Raw genomic sequence first — 21,275 nt, 5'->3', positions numbered from 1 at the left:
ACGCGCAATGTTGCAAATTAACCAATAAATCTAGCAACAAACACGATATGGATTGTTGCCATAAAGCCAATCCCGAAGGCGTCGCGTGGCGCCGTGGCGACAGATGACATAAATTAGCAACCTGTGACACCCCTTCGGGGTTGAATGTGGTGATACATCCTTCAATACTATAATCATTTGACCCCTTCGGGGTCTGCGGGTTATTCTCGTATTGCTCGGTTTAATAGCCAATCTGCAATATGTTGCGTTACGAAAACAAATTATCCGTCTTCGCCGCCATGATGAAATCGTTCTTGTGCAAGCCTTTCACAACGTGCGTCCACCACTGAACCATGACTCGTCCCCACTCCAGCACGATCAGCGGATGATGATCCTGCTCTTCGGCAATGGCAGCGACTTTGTTGGTGAAGTCCAATGACTGGGCGTAATTTTTGAATTTGAAAATGCGCTGTAGGCGCGGGATATCATCCCGCTCCACGAGTTGCCATTCGGGGACTTGAGGAAGAAGTTCGGCGATCTCGGCTTCGGTCAGGCTGGGGTCGCCGCCGCGACAGGCGACGCATTTGAGTTCTGCTAATCTCATTCCAACGCCTTCAATAAATAAGCAACTTCATTCACCGAGGGCAAATGCACGCGCAACACTTTCCTCTTCGCTTCGATCAGCGCTTCGTAATCGCCTAATGCCTGCGCGCGGATGAGCGTGCCATACGTCAAGCCTTCGGTTGGAATATCCAAATCTTTTTCAGCATCGGCGGTGACGACGAGGAACAGCGCGTTCTTCGGTCCGCCTTTGTGGAATTGACCTGTGGAATGTTGAAAGCGCGGACCGAATCCAGCGGTCACTGCGTTGCCTGTCTTGGCGCGGATCGCGGCGCGCATCTTTTGTAAAGCGTCGGTCATTTCATCGTTGCGCGGCAGGTAGGCGTTGATCGCAACATAGCCGCCTGCCTTCGCTTTCTTCAAGAACTTGCTCAACACCGCATTCAACGACGCGCCCGTCACGGCGGTCGGCGAAAACACGCTCACGCCGTCTTTCTTCCACGCAGGCTTGCCTTCTTTCAACTTGCCTTTCTTTTGGTAATCGGCAATCATCGCCTTCGTGATCTTCTTGCTCGATTCGACATTCGGCTGATCAAACGCGTTCACGCCAAGGATCGAACATGCGGTGACGGTGGCGATTTCCCAGCGGAAAATTTCAGCGCCGATGTCGTAGTAATTAGTAATCGGTAATTGGATGACAGGATGACCTGCGTTGCGAAGTTTCGTCATGGCATCATCGTGTTCGCCTGTTTGACGCAGGTACACAAAAATTCTATCGTCGCCATACTCTTTCACATCGCCAATCGGTTCGAGCGGCACAGGCAGGATGCCCTTGCCATTCTTGCCGCTGGACTCGGCGATGATCTGCTCGATCCAATTTGCAAACGGCGACAAAGCCGCGTCAGCCACGACGGTCAACTTGTCTCGCCCGTGGAGAGCGGATTCGCCAATGACGGCTCCCAGCGCCATGCCAGGGTTGCGCGCGGCAGGGTCGTGTTCGTCGCATTGAGAGCGCATCCAATCGGCGCGGTCGAGGAGGTGATTCAAATCCACTCCGAGCAACGCGGCAGGGACGAGTCCGAAGTCGGTCAGCGCGGAGTAGCGCCCGCCGACGAATTCATCGGCGAGGAAAACTTTTCTGAACGCGTTTTTTCGCGCTAATGTTCCGAGCGAGGTATTGGGATCGGTTGTGGCAACGAAGTGCGAGCCGTCTTTCTTGCTCAACTTCCAGAAGTAATGGAAGTTTGCCATCACCTCTGCCGTGCCGCCTGATTTGCTGGCAACGATGTAGAGAGTCTTTTCGGGAAGATAATTCTTCGCGGCTTCAGCCACTTGCGCGGGGTCGGTGGAATCTAAAATGCCGACTGAAAGCGAAGGCTTCTCTCCATGCGCAGTAAACAACAGGCTCAACACTTCTGCAGTGAGCGACGAGCCGCCCATGCCGATGACCAACGCTCGATCCATGCCTGCGCTGCGAACTTCTTTGGCGAAATCTTGATATTCTTTTATTTTCTTGCGAGCCTTGTCGGTTGAGTCCAGCCAGCCCATGCGGATGGTGACTTCGTGTTGACCAGCCTTGTCTTTCGCGGGAGCCCAAAGAGTGGGATCATGCTTCCACAGGCGGGCGGGAGCCGAATCAGCCTCCAGTTGCGATAAACGCTGCGCGACTGAATCGGTTAGAGGTCCGAGAGAAGAGGCGGCGTTCTTCCTCCGCTCTTCAATGGTTGCAAGCAAATGCGTGATCGCCTCATCGAAGGCTTTGACTCCTTCGTCTTCCAATTCTTTCGTCACGACATCCATCGAGATGCCGCGCGCTTCGAGTTGGGCGATGTCGTTCTGCGCCTCGTCCACGCCGCGCATGAGCGTGAGCGCCGCCGTGCCGTGATCTTTGAAGGCGTCGAGCGTGGCGGGCGGAATGGTGTTGACCGTTTCGGGACCGATGAGGTTGTCCACGTAATACGTGTCGGGATAGGCGGGATTTTTCGTGCTAGTGCTCGCCCACAACGGACGTTGCACGCGCGCGCCTTTGTACTTGAGTTTTTCCCAGCGAGAGCCAGCGAATGTTTTGTGATATTCATCGTAAGCAAGTTTTGCATTTGCGATCGCGGCTTTACCTTTGAGCGGGGAGCCTTCGGGAAGTTGCGGATCAACTTTCGTGTCCACGCGTGAAACAAAAAACGACGCGACCGACGCGATGTGATCAATGGATTGTTTCGCATTGACGCGGTCTTCGAGTCCGCTGAGGTAGGCGTCCATCACTTCGGCGTAACGTTTGAGTGAGAAGATCAACGTGATGTTGATATTGATCCCCGCGGCGATGGATTTCCGAATCGCGGGGATACCTTCTTTGGTAGCGGGGATTTTCACCATGAGATTCTTACGCGCCACTCGCGCCCACAATTGCTGTGCCTGCGCGATGGTCTTTTCGGTGTCGTACGCAAGATCGGGCGTGACCTCGATGCTGACGTAGCCGTCGCCGCCGTTGGATTCTTCATACAACGGCAGGAACGCGTCGCACGCGGCTTTGATATCTTCGATGACGAGTTGCCAAAAGATCTTCTTCGTGTCCCAGCCCGCCCACGCGAGCGGAGTAAGCGCGGAGTCGTAATCGGTTGATTTGGCAATGGCGTTGTTGAAAATGCTCGGGTTCGACGTGACGCCGCGAATGTCGCCGCGTTCGATCATCGCTTTGAATTCGCCGTTTTCCAGAATTTTGCGCTGGATGTTGTCGTACCAGAGGGATTGTCCGAGGGATGTGAGTTTAGTAATAGGGCTCATGGTCACTTCTCTTTGTTGTATTCTTCAAGTTTTTGTAAGCCAAAATAAATGACAAACAATATAACAATAAATATAAGTCCGCCAACCAATTTTCCATCGTACTCCAGTTTAAAATACCCTTTCAAGATATATGTCGCCGCAAGCGTGATAACGATTGATGGAATAGCCGCATACTTCAGAGCCTTGTTTGTTCGGTTTACGTCCGCAACGTATTTCCCTGTTGATCGAACCTTTTGCCCTTCAAGAACTGGCGCAAATATTTCTACGAATTCCTGTGCATTTGTCATATCATCTAAAGGGATGCCTTTATTTCCAAACATAAATGCAGCACCTGTAAAGTCTGTAAAATTTTCATAGTCAAGGGCAACGGTAGGCAAAAATAAGCGTTTCATCTCAACTTCAGCATTACCGATAACTATCAAGGTTGATCTTCTACCAATTGAATAGAGCCCCATCAGAACGAAAAGAACGCCAAGCACCAAAATGGCATTATCGCCAGTTACATATCCGACTACCAAAGCTGCGCCTCCTAACGAAATGATTAGCAAACCAAGAAAAACGATTGAAAACCAATTGTGTTTTGGCTTAAAGACAATCTCGTTCATAAAATACTCCTGCCATTCTCGGTTTCCAATTTATGAATCTTCCCCACTCAATTTCATGATCCACGCTTTCGTCGGCAAGGATCTTCATCAAGCAGATTCGGCGATGGGGTAAACAACATCTGCCCGCAAGACTTCACGCGCGAAGTTTAGCGCGGCTTGGATGCCCTCGCGAGTCAAGCGCGGATGAGCCGCCAGCACCTGCTCGAACGATTCGCCCGACGATATTTTTTCCAGAATCAAATCCACCGTGATGCGCGTGCCTGAGACGACAGGCTGTCCCATCATGATTTTTGGGTCTGAAACCACATGTTGTTGTGTCATCATACACCTCCGAATTTCGCTACGCGACAATTATACGTTCCTATCTTCCTGCTTCATCTTCCAATTTACGAATCTTCCCCACTCTCCTCGCCAACCTCTCCCCTCCCTCCTTATTCCCCTGATACTCTGCGCCTAAAAACGCGAGGATAAGCGCATTGGCAAGTTCAGGTCCGATGACGCGACCGCCGAGGCAAAGGACGTTCATATCGTCGTGGGATACTCCCTGCGCGGCGGAGTATGTGTCATGGCAAATGGACGCGTACACGCCTTTCATCTTGTTCGCGGCGATGCACGCGCCGATGCCCGATCCGCAACACAGGATTCCGCGTTCCGCTTCGCCGCTCTGGATGGCGCGTCCCACTTTCTCGGCGAAATCGGGAAAGTCCACGCTCGCTGTGGAGTCTGTACCTTTGTCAATCGGTTCATGCCCCGCTTTGCGCACGGCGTCAAGAACAGTTTGTTTGAGCGGGAAGCCCGCATGGTCAAATCCAATGGCGATTTTCATTTTGGTTACAACCTTTTTTACCACGAAGGACACAAAGGTCACTAAGGTTTTAAGTGGCGCAACGTGGTGATTTCATTCAGACTTTCTTTCAACCAATCCTTACGACAAAATCCTTCAAAACCAAACTCAAGAGCCAACACCAAAACCATCACTCAACCCACCTTCGTGCTCTTTGTGTCCTTTGTGTTTAAAGCGCCTTAGCGCGCGCCACAACATTCTCCACCGTAAACCCAAACTTCTCAAAGATGACCTTATACGGAGCGGACGCGCCGTAGTGGTCAATACACAGCGTGGACTTGGCGTATCGCTCCCAGCCGAGGCTGGCTCCTGCTTCGACGGCGAGTCTCTTCGTGATGTTTTTCGGCAACACAGATTCTTTGTATGCTTCGTCTTGTTTCTCGAACAACTCCCAAGAGGGGAATGAAACCACGCGTACGCCTTTCCCTTCCTCATGAAGTTTCTGCGCGGCGTCGAAGATCAAACTGACCTCCGAACCTGTTGCCATCAAGATAATTTCGGGGGTTCCATAGTCTTGCAACACATACGCGCCTTTAGACAAACTGGAAGTTTGTCGTACGGGGAGCGTGGGCAATGCTTGACGAGTGAGAACCAGCGCGGTCGGTCCGTTGCGGCGCGAGATGGCAACCTTCCACGCCTCGCGGACTTCGTTCGCATCGGCGGGGCGAATCGTCACCATGTTGGGAATCGCTCTCAATGCGGCGAGTTGCTCAATGGGCTGATGAGTCGGACCATCTTCGCCAAGTCCGACCGAGTCGTGTGTGTAGATAAAAATCGAAGGAGCGTGTGAAATGGCGGCGAGGCGAATGGCAGGCTTCATGTAATCGGAGAAGATCAGGAATGTGCCGCCATACGCGATCACGCCGCCGAACAAATTCATGCCATTCAATGCCGCGCCCATCGCGTGTTCGCGCACACCGAAGTGGAAGTTGCGTCCCTCGGGCGATTCTTTTTGGAACGATGGGCTTCCGTCTATCATGGTGTTGTTCGAGGGAGCCAAATCTGCCGAGCCGCCGATGAGTTCGGGCAGGATCGGCGCGAGCGCGTTGATCAACTTGCCCGACGACGCGCGCGTCGCCATGCCCTTTGCGTCGGCGGGGAATGTTGGAAGGTTCGCATCCCAACCATCGGGGAGTTTGCCAGCGATGCGGCGATTCAACTCAGAACCCAACTGCGGATTCAACCGCCCGTACGCTTCGAGTTTCATCTTCCAATCGATCTCGCGCTCGCGCCCTGTTTCCACGGCTTTGCGGAAGAACGCCAACACATCGTCGGGGATGAAGAAGTGCGGCTCAAGGGGCCAGCCCAAATTTTCTTTTGCGGCATTCAGTTCCTCATCACCCAGCGGTTCACCGTGCGCTTTGGATGTCCCTTGCCTGTGCGGCGCGCCGAAACCGATGATGGTGCGACACATGATGATCGAGGGGCGCGGGTCTTTCTTCGCATTCTGAATGGCTTTGTCAATCATCTCCACATCGTTGCCATCGTCAATTTTTTGCACATGCCAGCCATACGCTTCAAAACGCGCGGCGCGATTTTCAGTGAACGCTAAATTTGTAGAGCCGTCAATCGAGATGTGATTATCGTCGTACAAATAAATGATCCGCCCCAATTGCAGATGTCCCGCCAGCGACGCGGCTTCCGATGAAATACCCTCCATCAAGTCGCCGTCGGTGACGATGCCGTAAATGTACGATTGAATGAGATCATAGTTGGGTTTGTTGAATAGCGCGGCTAAATGAGTCGCCGCAATTGCCATGCCCACGCCTTGCGCGAATCCCTGCCCGAGCGGACCGGTCGTCACTTCGACGCCGGGCGTGAGTCCATGCTCAGGATGACCCGGCGTGATGCTCCCGAACTGGCGGAAGTTCTTGATGTTGTCGAGGCTCACGTCGTACCCGGTCAAATGGAGGAGCGAATACAAAAGCATTGAACCATGTCCGCCCGAGAGAATGAAGCGGTCGCGTCCCATCCACTTTGGGTTGCGCGGATTGTGCCGCAGGTGCCGCGTCCAAATGGTGAAAGCCATCGCCGCCGCGCCCATCGGAAGTCCGGGGTGACCCGAGTTGGCTTTCTGCACGGCATCCGCCGAAAGGAATCGTAATGTGTTGATCGCGCGTGTTTGAAGATCGTTTGTCATAGTATCCCTGACGATTTTATTTCTTCAAATTGTACCATCGTAGTTTTAGCGCATGATAAACAAATCTTAACTCGACCTGAAAAGCAAATCCGCGTAGAATTGAATCGAACATGAACGCAACTCAACGACGATTCGCATACGCTGTCATTTTGATTCTCGGACTCGTGTGGATTTTTCTCAGCGCGGATAAAAACGCCGCTTCTTTCGCAGGGACAACTGCCGCGCCCCATCAAGGTTTTCTCGCTCCCGACTTTTCTTTGCCAACCACCGATGGCAAAACAATTCGCCTCTCCGATCTACGCGGGCAAGCCGTGTTGATCAATCTTTGGGCAACGTGGTGTCCGCCGTGCCGCGCGGAGATGCCCGCGATAGAAAAAGTGTATAACGAATATAAAGACGAAGGGCTTGTTGTCCTTGCGATCAACATGACTTATCAAGACGACGCCTCTGCTGTTATGCCGTTCATCCAAGAGCACGGACTCACCTTCCCCATCCTGCTCGATGAATCTGCTGTGGTTGGTCGCGCGTATCAACTCCGCTCACTCCCTTCCTCGTTCTTCATCACCCGCGCAGGAATCATCAACGAAGTCGTCATCGGCGGACCGATGGCAGAGGCGTTGTTGAGGACGAGGGTGGAGGAAATATTGAAGTGACATTCCGTCCTGAGTCAATCGTAGTGTCAGGCTTTTAGCCTGACACCCTCTTGATGTTGATGAATGGCGGGTTGAAAACCCGCCCTACAAGCACTAACGCAAAAGGTCTAACATTTTATGGGGCACGGATGCCTTCCGTGATTTTACAGATAATTCCGTGCGATCCGTGAAATCCGTGTACAAAAATCTTAAGCCATGATCGAATCCTTCCGCACCCTCTTCGCCCCTCCCCGCGACCTCATCCTCCTCGTCGCCGCCCTCTGGATCGGACTCGCCCTCGCCGAAAAACGGACAGAGCGTCACGGCGTCTCGAAAGACGCGCTCAACAACCTCGTCTTCTACAGTCTGTTCGGCTACCTCCTCGGCGGGCGGATTCTCTTCGCGCTGGCAAATTACTCCGCGTTCGCCGATTCGCCGCTCAACATCTTCTCCCTAAACGTTGACTTGTTCGACTCAACAAGTGGTATCGTTACGGGGCTTCTCATCGGAATCATTTACGGCAAAAAACAAAACCTCTCACTCTGGAACGCTCTCGACGCCCTCACACCCGTCCTCGCCGCCCTCGCCATCGGGCTCCACCTCTCCCACCTCGCCGCAGGGACAGCCTTCGGCAGTCCCACCACTCTCCCCTGGGGCATTGACTTATGGAACGCGACGCGGCATCCAACTCAAATCTACGAGTTGATCGCATCGCTGATTATTTTTGGCATCATCTGGTTTCGCAAATCAGAATTATCCCCCGGCGCGCTTTTTCTCAATTTCACCGCGCTCACTGCTGGGGCGCATCTCTTCCTCGAAGCCTTCCGCGCCGATAGCACATTGATCCTCGGCGGAATTCGACTGGCGCAGGTTGTCGCGTGGGTGGCGTTGACGATCGTGTTCATAACCAGCGAGCAGAAATGGCAAAACGCGCCAGATCGCAAATGATTCAAGAACGTTTGCCAATGTAACTCAGCGTCCCATGTTGTTTCAGACAGGGTTTCTTACAAAATATTTGCGGTTCATCAAACTGGTAAAATTGCGAACAAGCATTTACCGAAACGATTCGATTTATGAGAACATCCATCCTGAAGACTGCGTTGCTGAGTTTCCTCCTCGCCGCCTGCCAGCCAGCCGCTTCGCAGACCGTCACAGTGATTGACGGCGACCAGATCCTCGCGCTTTACACTGACGAACGCATCCCGGTTTCTATTCTTTCCGATGCGGGAATTTCTCTCGCGCCGGAAGACAGCATTCTGGTCAACGGCATACCTTTGGCGGGCGACCGCCCACTCGCGGAATTTCCTATTACTCTTCAAATTCGCCGGGCGGTCCCAGTCGCCATCTCCACTCCTCAAGAGCAATATATGTTTCAAACCTCCGCCTTTACAATTGGCGAAGCCATGCATGAAGCAGGGATACAGATTCACTCCGGAGACGCTCTCAGTCAATCGATCCAACTTCCAATCTCCAATCTCCAATCTCCTCTAACCATTTATCAAACGCATCCTCTCGTCATTACCTCGAACGGTAAAGCGATCACAACCGCCTCCCCCGCCCAAACGATCGGAGAAGCGCTGGCTGGGGCTGGGATTCCCCTGATCGGAGGCGATTACAGCATCCCGTCGGAAAATGAAGCGCTACCGGCGGATGGGCAGATCAAAGTGGCGCGAGTCTCCGAGTCGGTGATCCTCGCGCAAAAGCCGATTCCCTACACGAGCGAATTCGTCGCCTCGGCGGATGTGCCGCTCGATCAGACTCAAGTCTTGCACCCCGGCGAAACCGGGCTGACCGTTCAACGTATCCGCATCCGCTACGAAGATGGAAACGAAATTTCGCGCATCACCGAAGAAGAGACCGTTGTGCGCCAACCTGAAAACCGCGTGGTCGGATACGGAACGAAGATCGAGATCAAGACGGCGGTTGTGGATGGCGTGACCATCGAATACTGGCGCGCCGCGCAAATGTATGTGACTTCTTATTCGCCGTGCCGCTCGGGCGGAGACCGTTGTTATCACGGAACCTCCAGCGGGGCAACCGTGCAAAAAGGCGTGGCGGGCATGAAATACGATTGGTACTTGAGCATGGGCGGGCAACAACTCTTCATCCCCGGCTACGGCTTCGCAACCGTGGCAGATGTCTGTGGAGGTTGTATCGGCAAGCCATGGATCGACGTTGCCTACAGTGACAACGATTTTATGCCATGGAGTTCGTGGGTGACCGTATATTTCCTCACGCCCGTACCCCCAAATATTATTTATGTGTTGGAATAATTTGTGAACCGCCCGCAGAAAACCGCCTTAATGCTGTTATTCATTATCGCCATCTTGTTATCAAGCGCGGTGTATTCGCTCTACACCAAGAAATGGAGCGCCCCGCTCGGACCTTCGTTGCAGTTACCGACGTGGACTCCCTTCGCGCTCCCCGCCACGTGGACTCCAGATCTCCGCGCGACGAAAACGCCACTCTCCGCCATTACAGTTGATTCAGCCAATTCAGCCGCCACCCAGCCCGCGCAGTGTAGTGAAACGCCGATCATGCACATTCTTCTTATCGGCAGTGACGCCCGCGCCGACTCGTACAACTACGGGCTTGCCGATGTGATCCGCCTTGCGCGTGTAGACTTCGTGAACGAAACTGTCACCATCCTCGAATTTCCGCGCGATTTGTGGGTGGAGATCCCCGACATTGCCGACAATCTCGACGGGCAGACACATGAAAAATTAAATCAAGCGTACCTCTACGGGAATCCAGGCTTTAAATACACAAACGATCCCGCGCAAGGACCCGGTCTGCTTGCCCGCACGCTGGCGCTCAACTTCGGCGCGCGCATCGATCACTACGCGGCGATCAACATGAAAACGTTTGTCAATATCGTAAATGCGGTCGGCGGCATCGACGTCTACCTGCCCGAACCTGTGGACGGGCGAACCGGGGAAGACTTGAGCGATCGGCTGGTCTTCCCCGCCGGGCAACTTCACTTGATGGGCGACCGCGCTCTCACGCTGGCTCGCATCCGCATCGAGGGAGGGTTCGCCCGCGCAGAGAATCAAAACCGCGTGCTATGCGCGTTGCGCGACCAACTGACCAGCCCGGAAGTTATAAAGGATATTCCAGAATTGGTACAAGCCTTCAGGGATAACATCCAGACCGATCTCAGCCCGGCGCAGATCAGCGACCTGGCTTGCCTCGGCGCGCAAATCCAAACGAGCAACATTCGCTTCGTGGGTTTCCCTCAAACCCTTTTCGTGCAAACGCGCGAGTTCGACCCGGTCTTCGGCAAGAACATTTCGATCCTCAAAACGGATTTTGAGATCCTGCGCGAATATGTCCATCAGTTCAACGAAGGCGCCTGGCAAACTGCCAGCGTGTCCGCCGAAGCCTCGAGCGAGGAGGTGCCGTTTTGCCCATGAACATTCCTCCGCTCAATGTTTCCGCCGTTTTGAAGCGATTTGGGCTTCGCGCGAATAAATCGCTCGGACAAAATTTCCTGCAAGACCCGCGCGCCCTCGAACTCATCGCGCAAACGGCAGAAATTCAACCGACCGACACGGTGTTGGAAGTCGGTCCCGGTCTGGGTAGCCTGACGCGCCACCTCGCCGCATCTGCCCGGGAAGTGGTAGCGGTCGAACTGGACGAGCGATTGCTTCGCCCGCTTGAAGAGATCACCGCCCCCCATCGAAATATCCGCGTGGTACATGGGAACATTCTTGACATCGCGCCCGACGAGTTGGTCCACCAACCCGAATATCTTGTGGTGGCAAATATCCCCTACTACATCACCTCAGCGATCATCCGTCACTTGCTGGAAAGCAAAAACAAGCCGCGCAGGATCGTGCTTACCATTCAAAAAGAAGTGGCAGAACGGATTTGCGCCCAGCCGGGCGATCTGAGTCTGTTGGCATTAAGCGTGCAGGTTTACGGAATCCCCCGCCTTGCGGCAAAAATTCCCTCCAGCGCGTTCTTTCCCGCGCCAGGCGTTGATTCAGCTATATTGACGGTGGAGATTTACCCGACCCCGTACATCGAAGAACCATCGCTCGGTCTATTTTTCAAGCTGAGCAAGGCGGGCTTCGCTCAAAAACGAAAAACGTTGCGAAACTCTCTATCCGCGGGGTTGCGCAAATCCACCACAGAGATCGTCGAACTCCTCAACCGAGCCGGCATCGACCCAATGCGCCGGGCGGAAACTCTGAGCCTGGACGAATGGCGAACACTTTGCGCGCTATATGGAAAACACAAAGCGGAGCGATAAGGGCTCCGCTTTGGCTATGAACATAAAGAACTTTACAAGATCACTGGCTCCTGCTGAGCAATTCCTTCTTCAACTGTTCCACCGAGGAATATTTGCCAAAAACAGCGGGCACTTCACTGACGCGAATTGCTAATCGGTTTTTGCTTTTCGAAGCCTGCTCGCGGTCATTGAGCGGATAGAAATAATCGAGGGATTGTTGCAATCTGGAGTTGATCTTCTCCTGGAACGCAACGCGAGTCTCCGGCGAAAGCACAACAACAAAATCAGAGGGGCTAATATGCCCAAGGAAATCGTCAGCGGAACCTGTTTCTTTCAAAGCGTTCGAGATCATCAGGCTGATGGCGCGCAACACATCGTCGGACGCGACAAATCCATACGCTTCCCTGAAAACCTGTAAATTGGCGATGGAAATATGCAAGAGCGATAGCCCGGACTTGTGCACCACATCGGACAACTTTTCATCCACAAGGGCGCCTTCGGGTAGACCGCTCACAGGGTTCGTCAGCGACGCCTGACTCACGCGCTTAAGAGAATTTCGCACGCGCAGGCGCAGTTCCTGCACATCGAACGGCTTGGTGATATAATCGTCCGCGCCGACCTCGAGACCTTGCAAGATGTCGGAACGGTCGCGCTTTTCAGTCAGGAAAATAATGGGGATTTCATTGGTACGGCGGTCTTCGCGCACCCGGCGGGCAACTTCAAAGCCGTCGATATCCGGCAGACGAATATCGAGGATAATCAAATTTGGCAGTACCGTTTGCGCGGCGCGCACGCCGTCCTCCCCCCAATTGACGGTAAAGACTTCATAGCCTTGAACGCGAAAATAGGCGTTCAACATTTCGGCAATGTCGAGATCATCCTCGACGATAAGGATCTTCGATTTGGCTTCAGCCACAACGCCCCCGATCAGGCAATCGGTTCTTTTTGAATGACGAACTCGCAAACGGCATCGCCAACGGCAACACACTTCGACTCGTTGACGCGAAACTCATTGCCGCCGGACACCCACTTGAGCGCTTCCTGTAATAAACCTGTGGCAAGGTAACACACCGGCTTATCCGCGTTCTTGCGCCCCCAACAACACGGGCATTTATGGATGGTGTAAATGAATTCGGTATCTTTTTCTTCCACCGTGCTGTGCTGGTCGCTTAACTGCGAGAAGATCTTCGCCACCGCCGGAATGCCGATCTTTAATTTGGCTTGCAGTGGAAGCACCACAAAAGCAAGGTCTGCCGCGCCGGCGAGAGCGCCAAAGTTTTTCAACGCGTCTGAAAAGGTGGCGCGACCGGCGCGCAGCGCCAGCCCACGCCCGCCGCGCGGACCGTACATATCCTCCAACGCGCTGCCGATGGCGGAGAGTTCGCCGAAATCGAAACCCTTATCCAGATTATCGGCAGGGTAATTGTCGATGTAGTTATTCATACCCGCGAGGTTGAGGATGGCATTCAAGCCATTCTTGCCCATCACTTCCTCGAGCGATTTGATCGTGATCAAACCAAATTTATTGGGGTAATATAGACCGGCTTTTTGAACAGGGCTCATTAGATTCTCCGATTAGATCAGTTTCGCAAGATCTTCCGCGGCGCGACGCATGTCCAGAAAGATCAAGCCCAACTTAGCCTGCTCGCGCGCCAAGGCGGTCAGCACAGCCTCTTGCCCCACCGACATCAATAGCACATAACCTTTTTCGCCTTTGATATACACTTGCTCGAGCGAACCGCGACCCAATTCGGTGGCGATCCGCTCGCCGAGCGAAAGCATGGCGGCAGACATGGCAGAAACGCGGTCTTCTTCCACGCCTTGAGGCAGGGCAGAGGCAATGCTCAAACCATCAACGCTAACAACCGCCGACGCTTCAATGTCCGGCGACGATGCTTGCAATTCACGAAGACGATCCACCATTTGTTGAGTGCGAGATTTGGACAAGACAGCCCTCCAAGGGCGCCAACCTGCTTGATGCAGATAGGGGCGATTCAAACTTACAGATATTTTAGATTACGGGGTAAAAAGTGTCAAGCCAGCCGCTTCAAACTCATGCAAATTTACAGAAGTGCAAACATTCAAATGCTATAATTTCCAAAGACTACTATGAAAAAAATTTCCTCTCTTGTCTTTGCCCTGGCGGTTTTGATCAGCGCCAACATGCAACGCCCCGTGTCTGCGCACACAGAATCTGAAAGCGAAAGCGGAGCAGTGTTATGCGCGCCGGATGTCTACCTCGTTGACCCCGGTGATTGCCTGCCCCTCGGACCATCCAACTACCTCGCGGAACTTTCACAACTGGGGTTGACGATTCCTCCGCGCCCGCTCGCATCGAAACACCCGGACCTCAGCCTGACCCAACTCCCCTACTTCTACTTCCACCTCGACAACGATCTTGTTCCGATCCTGAACGGACCTGCCGGCGCTGAAACCGGCAACGCCTATATGCCGGGCTTTGTGTACGTCAGTTATGTGGATCGCGTGGATACCGGGCATGGAATTTACTACATGCTCCAGGATGGCAGTTGGATACGGGGAAAAGGGTCGCGCGTTTCTGAAATCTCCTCGTACCAGGGGCTTGAGTTCACAGCCACTCCCAAGCGACCCTTCGGCTGGGCGTTTGAATATATTCCAATCAAACAAGCGCCGGGGTACAGCGCTCCTGAAACAGGAAATTTCATCAACCCGTTCGCAGAACTGATACAGGTTTATCAAACTCAAAATGTAGATGGCGTGGACTGGAACATGATCGGACCAAATCAATGGGTGGAGGCGCGTAAGGTGGCTATCGTCACTCCCAACACCAGCCCGCCCGCAGGCGTGACGACCGGTCGTTGGATAGACGTAGACCTTGCCGAGCAAACCCTTGCCGTATACGACAATTTTGAAATTGTATTCGCCACCGTCATTGCCAGCGGGCTTGAACCCTTCTGGACGCGCCCCGGTACGTTTCAGATCTATTTGAAAAAAGAAACCGAAAACATGCGCAACAACGACCCGACCGATTTTTACTACCTCGATAATGTGCCCTGGACAATGTATTTCGATAAAGCGCGCGCTCTGCATGGCGCATACTGGCGCACGCGCTTCGGCTACCCTCAATCGCATGGATGCGTAAACCTCTCCGTCGGCGATGCGCATTGGTTATATAACTGGGCAAACGAAGGCGATTGGGTATATGTTCACGACCCATCGGGATTAACTCCCACAGATCCCGCGTTATATCACGACTGGGCATATTGACACTTCATTATTCTGCATGGTAAACTCTCGCCCGCTGTTAGATTGGTCTCGTGGTGTAGCGGCCTAACATGCGGCCCTGTCAAGGCCGAGATCGCGGGTTCGAATCCCGTCGGGACCGCCAAGAATATAAAAGAACCGACCACCAGGTCGGTTCTTTTGTTTCCAAAATTCACATCAGGCGCGCTAGACATGGTCAATACTTTGTTTGACCGACCCCCTGTTAGACCTTCGGTCCCGCCTCAGTCACTTCCTTCGGCGTTTCACCCGCATACTTAGCAAAGTTATCAATGAATTTTTGAGCGAGTTGTTTGTACTTCGCCTCATGTTCCGATCGATCTTTCCACGAGGAAGCGGGGTCGAGAACTTCGGCTGGGACTTCGGGACAAGTGGTAGGAACCTCGTATCCGAAGACCGGGTCGCGGCGGTACTCCACCCCGTCAAGTTTGTCCGTCAAAGCCGCATTCAACAACGCGCGCGTGTGTTTGATCGAAATACGCTTGCCCACGCCATACGGCCCGCCCACCCAGCCGGTATTCACCAGCCAACATTTCACATGATGCTTTTCGATCTTTTGCCGCAACAACTCCGCGTATTTCGATGGATGATGGACAAGAAACGGCGCGCCGAAACAAGCGGAAAATGTGGCAACCGGCTCTTTCCCCAAGCCCGCTTCGGTCCCTGCCAGTTTGGCTGTGTACCCGGAAATAAACTGGTACAACGCCTGATCCACCGACAACCGCGCAATCGGCGGCATGACACCGGTCGCATCCGCGGTGAGGAAAATGATATTTTTTGGATGCCCGGCTTTCTTTTCAGGAACGGCATTTTCAATGAACGTCAACGGGTACGAAGAGCGCGTATTTTCGGTGAGAGACGAATCGTTGAGGTCAATCGCCCGGGTAGCCGGGTCAAACACCACGTTCTCCAGAATCGTCCCAAACATGTGGGTGGTCGCGTAAATTTCCGGCTCGGCTGACTGCGAGAGTCCGATCACTTTGGCGTAGCAACCGCCTTCGTAATTAAAAACACCGTCATCACTCCAGCCATGCTCGTCGTCTCCAATAAGCCGTCGCGTTGGATCGGCAGAGAGGGTCGTTTTGCCAGTGCCGCTCAAACCAAAGAATAACGCCACATCATTTGGATCGTCCGGGTCTACGTTCGCCGAGCAGTGCATAGACATCACGCCACGCAACGGCAAGAGGTAGTTCATCAGCGTGAAGATCGACTTTTTCATTTCGCCGGCATAGCGCGTGTTGCCGATGATCGCCAGTTTGCGCTCGAGATTCAACAGGACAAAAGTCTCGGAGCGCGTTCCATCGCTTGCCGGATCTGCTTTGAAACTCGGCACATCAAGGATGGTGAAGCCAGGCATAAAGTTTTTGATCTCGTCTGAAGTTTCAGGCAGGATGAACATGTTCCGAATGAAAATACTGTGCCACGCCTCCTCCGTCACAAAGCGGACGTTCAAACGATACTTCGGGTCGGCGCCGGCGTACACATCTTGCACGAATACATCGCGCCCTTTTAGGTATTCGGTCATACGGTTATACAGCGCGTCGAATTTCGCGCCCTCAAATGGACGGTTACCGCCCCACCAAACGATCTTTTCCGAATCAACATGCTTCACCACGAACTTATCGTTGGCGGACCTGCCCGTGTGCTGACCGGTATGGGCGACGAAGGGTCCGCCCTCCGTCGTTGCGCCTTCGCCGCGAAAAACCGCCTCCTCGTACAGCCCTTCGGTGGGCAGGTTCCAGTAGGCGGTTCGTAAGCCGTCGATGCCGTGATTAGACAAATCGTAGTCTGCGCGACGGGTCAATGCCGAGTTTTCGGCTGGAGTTGTTCCGTTTCGTGAGTTGCTCATTAAGTCACCTCGTAAAGAAAGGGTAAATTGGGGGAAGTGAAGGGAGCGCCTTCACGTTAATGATAACACCGTCCCGGCGCCGGGGAATTGAGTTTCTTCCTATCAAAACCTGTCAAACTACTGACAGGCGATCGACCCCGGCTGTGGGTCTGTTCCCTGCGACCAGATGCGCTCAAACTCCCGCATATACAAGGAAGCGATGTCGGGGTTGTCGAGGATGATCACGTTCTCGTCGTTGCTTTCCTCGGCGCTCGTGGAAAAATTCAACGAGCCGGTGATCACAAAGCGTTCGTCTACGATAATAACTTTATTGTGCATGAAATTCGGGTTGCCGTCGCGCCGAACCGCGATGCCCGCGCAAGTCAGCGTATCAAACTCCGACGCGTCGGTGTCGCTTCCGACGTTTTCATACACGCCTGCCACGCTCACCCCGTTGCGGGCGCGTTCGATCATGGCATTGGCAAGCGGGAAGTCGGTAAAGCTAAAGGCTAAGAAACGAACGCTCGATTGCGCAAAATTCACAATGGGGATGATCGCCTGCTCCAGCGCACCATCCTCCGAAGTGAAGACCACCCAAATCTGCGTCCCGTTCACATTAACCGATTGCTCGCTCAACTGCGAGGGCGATTTGGGGCCAAATTGCCCATCCCACATCTCTTGAAATTCGCGCTCGTAGATCGCCGCCACGGCGGGCGAATGGATCACCACCACGTTATTTTCCTGCTTGAAGATTCCGTTTTGCGTGAGGTTGGTCGAACCAGTCCACACGGTTTGATAATCGAAGATGATGAATTTGTTGTGCATCAACGCCGAACGGTTGTCGGCGCGTACTTCGATCCCGCTGTTCTGCAATACCGCGAATTGACCGCGACCCGGTTCTTCGTCTGCATCCAGCCCGTGCTCATCGTCGGTCACCCAGCGCACATCCAATCCGCGCTGACGGGCGGCGATCAAGGCTTCGGCAACAGGCGTGAGGTCAAACTCGAAGGCGGCGATGTGAATGGCATTCTGCGCGGCGTTGATCTTTTGGATCAGCGCGCCCTCGATGGAATTTTGCCACTGCGCCGGGTCGTTGATATTGGAACGATCGGTAAAATAAACTTCCCACCACAAGCCGCTTTGGGGTTGCGCGGTTGCCGGAGGGGCGATCAAGGTGTCCACTGGCGGGGCAAATTCACTTGGCGATTGAGGCGGGAATCCCGTCGCAGTCTCTGCGCCGGGTAAGGGAACGTTCCCGGCGTCGTAGCCGGTCAGGGTGGTGATGAATCCGATGATGACGATCAGGATTAACCCGAGGAGTGTTCCCAGTGTGTTTCGTTGTGATGTCCTTCGCCGATTCGACATGAATGCCTATTTCGGGAGGCTCAGCAATTCTTTTAAGTTCAAGATCAGTTGGTGGGGTGTGATCGCCTCGTCGTCAACGAGGCTCAGCAGTTTCCCCAAATCAACGGGAACGTCTTTGCCGCGCAGAGTCTTCCAGTGTTCGGACATTTTATTTTTCAAGTCCGGGCGGCTTGCGGCATCGTACTTCCCTGCCGCCCAATTACCCGCGCCGCGCAGAAATTGACGCAGGGCTTTCATGCGCGGTTCCATAGCTTGCTCGGCGGTTGTATCGTCCATGCCATTGGTGTCTTGCGCGATCTGCGCGGCAAGTTCGATGCCCCAATTCATCAACTCGGTGGCGGGAGCTGTCTCCAGCATGTCAAGCATCGACACGTTGCCGGTCACCACTTTTTTTGCGATTTCCACGCGGGTTTTGATATCGGTCACGCTGACTCCAGCGCGAAAAAATCTTGAGGGTTGCCCAGCGGGAATCGTTGCGCGGCGGGATCGATCCTCTTGACCAGCCCCAGTAAGACATCCCCGCTTCCCGCCTCGACGTATACCTGTATGCCGCTCCCCATCAGCGCCCGCGCCGATTCGGTCCAACGCACGCGCGATTGCATTTGCGCTTTGAGGTCTGCGCGCAATTCGTCGGCAGTGGTCATTGGCTTGGCGTGGACGTTTCCGATCACGGGGATCTTGGGGTCGGTGATCGCGCTGGCGTCAACTGCGGCGTTCCACTCGGTTTGAATCGAATCCATCAACGGCGAGTGCGCGGCGATGCTCACTGCCAGCGCAACCGCTCGTTTCGCGCCGGCGGCTTTTGCCCCAGCCATGGCTCGCTCCAACGCGGGCTTGTGACCGGAGATCACCACCTGCCCCGGACAATTATCGTTGGCAACTTGCGCAATCTCACCGGCAACACTGGCTTCGGCGCAAACTTTTTCCAGCGTTGGAATATCCACGCCAAGGATTGCCGCCATGCCGCCTGGGTTCACTTCCCCGGCGCGCTTCATCAATTCGCCGCGCGTACGGACGAGTTGTAGCCCGGCGCCAAAAGGTAACGCCTCGGAGGCGGTCAGCGCGGATAGCTCACCGAGAGAATGTCCCGCCAGTGCAGCAGGTTGAAAGTAAGGGTGAAGATGCGCGAAGGTCATCCATGCGGCTATGGAGTGAAGGTACAATGCCGGCTGTGTGTTGACCGTCTCGTCCAGTTGCTCTTTCGGTCCGTCCCACATCAATTGCGACAGGGAGAACCCGAAGAGCGCGTCGGCTTCGTCGAAGAATTGGCGGGCGATAGGGTATTGCGCGGCGAGGTCTTTGCCCATGCCCACAGATTGGGAGCCTTGACCGGGGAATAGAAATGCAGTGGTTTGAGAATCGAGTTTCATAGGGCTTAAAACACAAACGGGTCGTGATGGTCACGACCCGCCGGTGGTTTACTCGGACTTTTTCTTTTCTTTCTTGACTTCGACAACTTCACGCCCTTCGTAAAACCCGCAGTTCGGGCAGACCGTGTGCGGCAGGCGCAGGGAACCGCAATTCGCGCAGGAGGTGAGGTTGCGGGGTTGCAAGGCATCGTGGGCGCGGCGCATGTTTCGGCGGCTTTTCGAATGCTTGCGTTTTGGATGTGGAGGCATTGGTCTTTCTCCTTGATAAATTCAGTAGCGCCGGCTTGAGCCGGCGCTACGGTTTTGACGACAGCGGGCAGATTATAGCGGGTGGGGATAGGCGCGTCAAGGATGGGAATAGGGCTTGTGTTTGATATCGCGCGCGAATACGAAAGCCGTTTGTAAGGGGTTTCATTCGCCTGCAAAACGCATCCGAGCAAAAGTTCATCGTATAATTCAAGCGTGGTGGAACCCATGCAACCCAATCACACAAGGAGTTGGACACAATGTCGACAACGCTTATCGCAATCATAATCATCGCGATCGTAATGGCGGTCATCGGAATCTCCATGAACAGATCGCGCGCCCGCCGCGAACGCAATTTTCGCGGAGGCGAGGACAGCCTCAATACTTCCGAGAAGCGCGGCGAGAAATAATAGGGCAATCGCATTTGGATTTTTTGTCCGCTAATCCTTGCGAATTCGCGCTAATCTTTCTCGGAAAAATTCGCGCAGATTGGAGAGAATAGCGGATTCGAAGGCAAAACACCGTGTTTTGAGCCTCGAGATTTTCTAATGCGATTGCCCTACGAGAAATAACAAGCCGCGAAGAACTCCATAGTAAAATCAAGGCATGGAGTTTCAGATCGCAGTCGCCAAAGTCAATAAATATGCCACATCTGAAAGCGGGGACACGCTGGAAGTTGTTGAACGCCCCAATGGAGGGTTGTCGATTGTGCTTGCCGACGGGCAGACTTCCGGGCGCGGCGCCAAAGCGGTTTCACAAATGGTTGTCCGCAAAGTGATCGGCTTGCTCGCCGAAGGCGTCCGCGATGGCGCGGCGGCGCGCGCGGCATCCGACGCGCTCTTCACCGACAAACAAGGGAAGGTCATCAGCACGCTCAACATCGCCTCGCTCGACCTGCACAGCCGCACCATCGTCCTCACCCGCAACAACCCATCCCCTCTTTATATTTGTCGCGGCGAATCGATCGACCGCTTCGACGCGGAAAGCACTCCCTTGGGAGCCTCGCGCGACGCGCGCCCGCTCATCACCGAATTACCCATCGAGGTGGGGCTGACCATCGTAATGTATACCGACGGGCTGACTCACGCCGGCGAACGGCGAGGCACTCCAATGGAAGTCGGCGAAGCGATTCGGTCTGTGCTGGAAGATCAAGATCCCAGCCCCCAATCGCTGGCCGATTCGCTTTTGGCGCATGCGGTCCGGTTGGATGACGACCGCCCGGCAGACGATATCAGCGTGGTGGTGGTGAAATTTTCATCGAACACCGGGGATAACGTTCGCCGCATGACGGTTCGACTGCCGATCCACGGAATTGCCGCATGAACCCTCTACCGTGTTGGGGATACAGTTGCAGCGCAACCGCGAGCGAACAAACCCCGGGAAGTTATTAATGTACTCTCTACCGTACATCTGCACCGCTAAGTGTCGCCAT

22 protein-coding genes and 1 tRNA gene are annotated in these 21,275 nt (G+C 54.1%); 9 read left to right on the top strand and 14 right to left on the bottom strand.

All coding sequences use genetic code 11. The annotated features are described in order from the left end of the window. Nucleotides 1-247: 247 nt before the first annotated feature. The 6 genes from AC16KF_RS08085 to tkt all read right to left on the bottom strand — a co-directional run bounded on the left by AC16KF_RS08085 (nucleotide 248) and on the right by tkt (nucleotide 6,907). Nucleotides 248-583 carry a 4a-hydroxytetrahydrobiopterin dehydratase gene (locus AC16KF_RS08085; protein ID WP_484036797.1) on the bottom strand — a complete coding sequence of 112 codons (336 nt, stop codon included), beginning with the start codon at nucleotides 581-583 and terminating at the stop codon, nucleotides 248-250. Then, the gene (locus AC16KF_RS08080; protein WP_484036796.1) at nucleotides 580-3,318 is read right to left on the bottom strand and encodes a bifunctional transaldolase/phosoglucose isomerase; all 2,739 of its coding nucleotides are present in this window, start codon (nucleotides 3,316-3,318) and stop codon (nucleotides 580-582) included. Before AC16KF_RS08080 ends, AC16KF_RS08085 begins: the two co-directional genes overlap by 4 nt. A 2-nt stretch (nucleotides 3,319-3,320) precedes the next feature. Continuing rightward, nucleotides 3,321-3,923, bottom strand: coding sequence for a hypothetical protein (locus AC16KF_RS08075; protein WP_484036795.1), 603 nt, complete (start codon nucleotides 3,921-3,923; stop codon nucleotides 3,321-3,323). Between the two features lie 87 nt (nucleotides 3,924-4,010). Then, nucleotides 4,011-4,244, bottom strand: a complete 234-nt coding sequence (locus AC16KF_RS08070) for a DUF433 domain-containing protein (RefSeq protein WP_484036817.1) — start codon at nucleotides 4,242-4,244, stop codon at nucleotides 4,011-4,013. Between the two features lie 40 nt (nucleotides 4,245-4,284). Next, nucleotides 4,285-4,749 carry a ribose 5-phosphate isomerase B gene (gene rpiB / locus AC16KF_RS08065; protein WP_484036794.1) on the bottom strand — a complete coding sequence of 155 codons (465 nt, stop codon included), beginning with the start codon at nucleotides 4,747-4,749 and terminating at the stop codon, nucleotides 4,285-4,287. 187 nt (nucleotides 4,750-4,936) lie between these two features. Further along, nucleotides 4,937-6,907, bottom strand: a complete 1,971-nt coding sequence (tkt, locus tag AC16KF_RS08060) for a transketolase (protein WP_484036793.1) — start codon at nucleotides 6,905-6,907, stop codon at nucleotides 4,937-4,939. A gap of 110 nt (nucleotides 6,908-7,017) precedes the next feature. On the opposite strand from tkt, the gene AC16KF_RS08055 reads away from it, so the two are divergent. From AC16KF_RS08055 to rsmA, 5 genes are all read left to right on the top strand, one after another. Further along, the gene (locus tag AC16KF_RS08055; RefSeq protein WP_484036792.1) at nucleotides 7,018-7,560 is read left to right on the top strand and encodes a peroxiredoxin family protein; all 543 of its coding nucleotides are present in this window, start codon (nucleotides 7,018-7,020) and stop codon (nucleotides 7,558-7,560) included. Nucleotides 7,561-7,755: 195 nt separating this feature from the next. Beyond that, entirely contained in the window at nucleotides 7,756-8,487 is a 732-nt protein-coding gene (locus AC16KF_RS08050) for a prolipoprotein diacylglyceryl transferase (RefSeq protein WP_484036791.1), read from the top strand. A gap of 125 nt (nucleotides 8,488-8,612) precedes the next feature. Further along, complete coding sequence (locus tag AC16KF_RS08045; protein ID WP_484036790.1) at nucleotides 8,613-9,812, top strand: G5 domain-containing protein; 1,200 nt, start codon at nucleotides 8,613-8,615, stop codon at nucleotides 9,810-9,812. A 30-nt stretch (nucleotides 9,813-9,842) separates the two neighbouring features. Beyond that, nucleotides 9,843-10,952, top strand: coding sequence for an LCP family protein (locus AC16KF_RS08040; protein ID WP_484036789.1), 1,110 nt, complete (start codon nucleotides 9,843-9,845; stop codon nucleotides 10,950-10,952). Further along, on the top strand, nucleotides 10,949-11,794 hold the full coding sequence (rsmA, locus tag AC16KF_RS08035) for a 16S rRNA (adenine(1518)-N(6)/adenine(1519)-N(6))-dimethyltransferase RsmA (protein ID WP_484036788.1): 846 nt from the start codon (nucleotides 10,949-10,951) through the stop codon (nucleotides 11,792-11,794). The genes AC16KF_RS08040 and rsmA overlap by 4 nt, the downstream gene beginning before the upstream one ends. A 40-nt stretch (nucleotides 11,795-11,834) precedes the next feature. On the opposite strand, the gene AC16KF_RS08030 is transcribed toward rsmA, so the two are convergent. The 3 genes from AC16KF_RS08030 to AC16KF_RS08020 are packed head-to-tail and all read right to left on the bottom strand — an operon-like array spanning nucleotide 11,835 to nucleotide 13,696. Continuing rightward, the gene (locus AC16KF_RS08030; protein WP_484036787.1) at nucleotides 11,835-12,689 is read right to left on the bottom strand and encodes a response regulator; all 855 of its coding nucleotides are present in this window, start codon (nucleotides 12,687-12,689) and stop codon (nucleotides 11,835-11,837) included. An 11-nt stretch (nucleotides 12,690-12,700) separates the two neighbouring features. Then, a complete protein-coding gene (locus AC16KF_RS08025; protein ID WP_484036786.1) occupies nucleotides 12,701-13,336 on the bottom strand; it encodes a V4R domain-containing protein in 636 nt (211 codons plus the stop codon). A 12-nt stretch (nucleotides 13,337-13,348) separates the two neighbouring features. Next, the gene (locus AC16KF_RS08020; protein ID WP_484036816.1) at nucleotides 13,349-13,696 is read right to left on the bottom strand and encodes a roadblock/LC7 domain-containing protein; all 348 of its coding nucleotides are present in this window, start codon (nucleotides 13,694-13,696) and stop codon (nucleotides 13,349-13,351) included. A 186-nt stretch (nucleotides 13,697-13,882) separates the two neighbouring features. On the opposite strand from AC16KF_RS08020, the gene AC16KF_RS08015 reads away from it, so the two are divergent. Both AC16KF_RS08015 and AC16KF_RS08010 read left to right on the top strand, forming a co-directional pair. After that, nucleotides 13,883-15,019, top strand: a complete 1,137-nt coding sequence (locus tag AC16KF_RS08015) for a L,D-transpeptidase (RefSeq protein ID WP_484036785.1) — start codon at nucleotides 13,883-13,885, stop codon at nucleotides 15,017-15,019. A 44-nt stretch (nucleotides 15,020-15,063) separates the two neighbouring features. Beyond that, a tRNA-Asp gene (locus AC16KF_RS08010) sits at nucleotides 15,064-15,140 on the top strand. Between the two features lie 99 nt (nucleotides 15,141-15,239). Here the strand turns inward: AC16KF_RS08010 and pckA are convergent. The 5 genes from pckA to rpmF form a co-directional block, all read right to left on the bottom strand. After that, nucleotides 15,240-16,883, bottom strand: coding sequence for a phosphoenolpyruvate carboxykinase (ATP) (pckA, locus tag AC16KF_RS08005; RefSeq protein WP_484036784.1), 1,644 nt, complete (start codon nucleotides 16,881-16,883; stop codon nucleotides 15,240-15,242). A gap of 117 nt (nucleotides 16,884-17,000) precedes the next feature. Continuing rightward, nucleotides 17,001-18,227 (bottom strand): phospholipase D-like domain-containing protein, encoded by a 1,227-nt coding sequence (locus AC16KF_RS08000; RefSeq protein WP_484036783.1) that lies wholly within the window; start codon nucleotides 18,225-18,227, stop codon nucleotides 17,001-17,003. A 6-nt stretch (nucleotides 18,228-18,233) separates the two neighbouring features. Then, nucleotides 18,234-18,653: a hypothetical protein gene (locus tag AC16KF_RS07995; RefSeq protein ID WP_484036782.1), complete on the bottom strand. Its 420-nt coding sequence runs from the start codon at nucleotides 18,651-18,653 to the stop codon at nucleotides 18,234-18,236. Beyond that, the gene (fabD, locus tag AC16KF_RS07990) at nucleotides 18,650-19,597 is read right to left on the bottom strand and encodes an ACP S-malonyltransferase (protein WP_484036781.1); all 948 of its coding nucleotides are present in this window, start codon (nucleotides 19,595-19,597) and stop codon (nucleotides 18,650-18,652) included. Before fabD ends, AC16KF_RS07995 begins: the two co-directional genes overlap by 4 nt. A 48-nt stretch (nucleotides 19,598-19,645) precedes the next feature. After that, nucleotides 19,646-19,846 (bottom strand): 50S ribosomal protein L32, encoded by a 201-nt coding sequence (gene rpmF / locus AC16KF_RS07985; protein ID WP_484036780.1) that lies wholly within the window; start codon nucleotides 19,844-19,846, stop codon nucleotides 19,646-19,648. Nucleotides 19,847-20,103: 257 nt separating this feature from the next. On the opposite strand from rpmF, the gene AC16KF_RS07980 reads away from it, so the two are divergent. Both AC16KF_RS07980 and AC16KF_RS07975 read left to right on the top strand, forming a co-directional pair. Further along, nucleotides 20,104-20,253, top strand: a complete 150-nt coding sequence (locus tag AC16KF_RS07980; protein ID WP_484036779.1) for a hypothetical protein — start codon at nucleotides 20,104-20,106, stop codon at nucleotides 20,251-20,253. Between the two features lie 196 nt (nucleotides 20,254-20,449). Further along, nucleotides 20,450-21,166 (top strand): PP2C family protein-serine/threonine phosphatase, encoded by a 717-nt coding sequence (locus tag AC16KF_RS07975; protein ID WP_484036778.1) that lies wholly within the window; start codon nucleotides 20,450-20,452, stop codon nucleotides 21,164-21,166. The last annotated feature ends 109 nt before the right edge of the window (nucleotides 21,167-21,275 follow it).

The organism is Candidatus Defluviilinea gracilis, from assembly GCF_057138825.1.
Note: the sequence above shows the minus strand (reverse complement) of the source record. Positions and strands in the feature narration are given on the sequence as shown.

Coding starts and splice junctions, on each gene's coding strand:
- rpmF (WP_484036780.1), bottom strand. CDS start 19,846: ATGCCTCCACATCCAAAACGCAAGCATTCGAAAAGCCGCCGAAACATG.
- AC16KF_RS08020 (WP_484036816.1), bottom strand. CDS start 13,696: ATGGTGGATCGTCTTCGTGAATTGCAAGCATCGTCGCCGGACATTGAA.
- fabD (WP_484036781.1), bottom strand. CDS start 19,597: ATGAAACTCGATTCTCAAACCACTGCATTTCTATTCCCCGGTCAAGGC.
- AC16KF_RS08040 (WP_484036789.1), top strand. CDS start 9,843: ATGCTGTTATTCATTATCGCCATCTTGTTATCAAGCGCGGTGTATTCG.
- rpiB (WP_484036794.1), bottom strand. CDS start 4,749: ATGAAAATCGCCATTGGATTTGACCATGCGGGCTTCCCGCTCAAACAA.
- AC16KF_RS08070 (WP_484036817.1), bottom strand. CDS start 4,244: ATGACACAACAACATGTGGTTTCAGACCCAAAAATCATGATGGGACAG.
- tkt (WP_484036793.1), bottom strand. CDS start 6,907: ATGACAAACGATCTTCAAACACGCGCGATCAACACATTACGATTCCTT.
- AC16KF_RS08055 (WP_484036792.1), top strand. CDS start 7,018: ATGAACGCAACTCAACGACGATTCGCATACGCTGTCATTTTGATTCTC.
- AC16KF_RS08015 (WP_484036785.1), top strand. CDS start 13,883: ATGAAAAAAATTTCCTCTCTTGTCTTTGCCCTGGCGGTTTTGATCAGC.
- AC16KF_RS07975 (WP_484036778.1), top strand. CDS start 20,450: ATGGAGTTTCAGATCGCAGTCGCCAAAGTCAATAAATATGCCACATCT.
- AC16KF_RS08085 (WP_484036797.1), bottom strand. CDS start 583: ATGAGATTAGCAGAACTCAAATGCGTCGCCTGTCGCGGCGGCGACCCC.
- AC16KF_RS08025 (WP_484036786.1), bottom strand. CDS start 13,336: ATGAGCCCTGTTCAAAAAGCCGGTCTATATTACCCCAATAAATTTGGT.
- AC16KF_RS08000 (WP_484036783.1), bottom strand. CDS start 18,227: ATGTCGAATCGGCGAAGGACATCACAACGAAACACACTGGGAACACTC.
- AC16KF_RS07980 (WP_484036779.1), top strand. CDS start 20,104: ATGTCGACAACGCTTATCGCAATCATAATCATCGCGATCGTAATGGCG.
- AC16KF_RS08050 (WP_484036791.1), top strand. CDS start 7,756: ATGATCGAATCCTTCCGCACCCTCTTCGCCCCTCCCCGCGACCTCATC.
- AC16KF_RS08080 (WP_484036796.1), bottom strand. CDS start 3,318: ATGAGCCCTATTACTAAACTCACATCCCTCGGACAATCCCTCTGGTAC.
- AC16KF_RS08045 (WP_484036790.1), top strand. CDS start 8,613: ATGAGAACATCCATCCTGAAGACTGCGTTGCTGAGTTTCCTCCTCGCC.
- AC16KF_RS08075 (WP_484036795.1), bottom strand. CDS start 3,923: ATGAACGAGATTGTCTTTAAGCCAAAACACAATTGGTTTTCAATCGTT.
- pckA (WP_484036784.1), bottom strand. CDS start 16,883: ATGAGCAACTCACGAAACGGAACAACTCCAGCCGAAAACTCGGCATTG.
- rsmA (WP_484036788.1), top strand. CDS start 10,949: ATGAACATTCCTCCGCTCAATGTTTCCGCCGTTTTGAAGCGATTTGGG.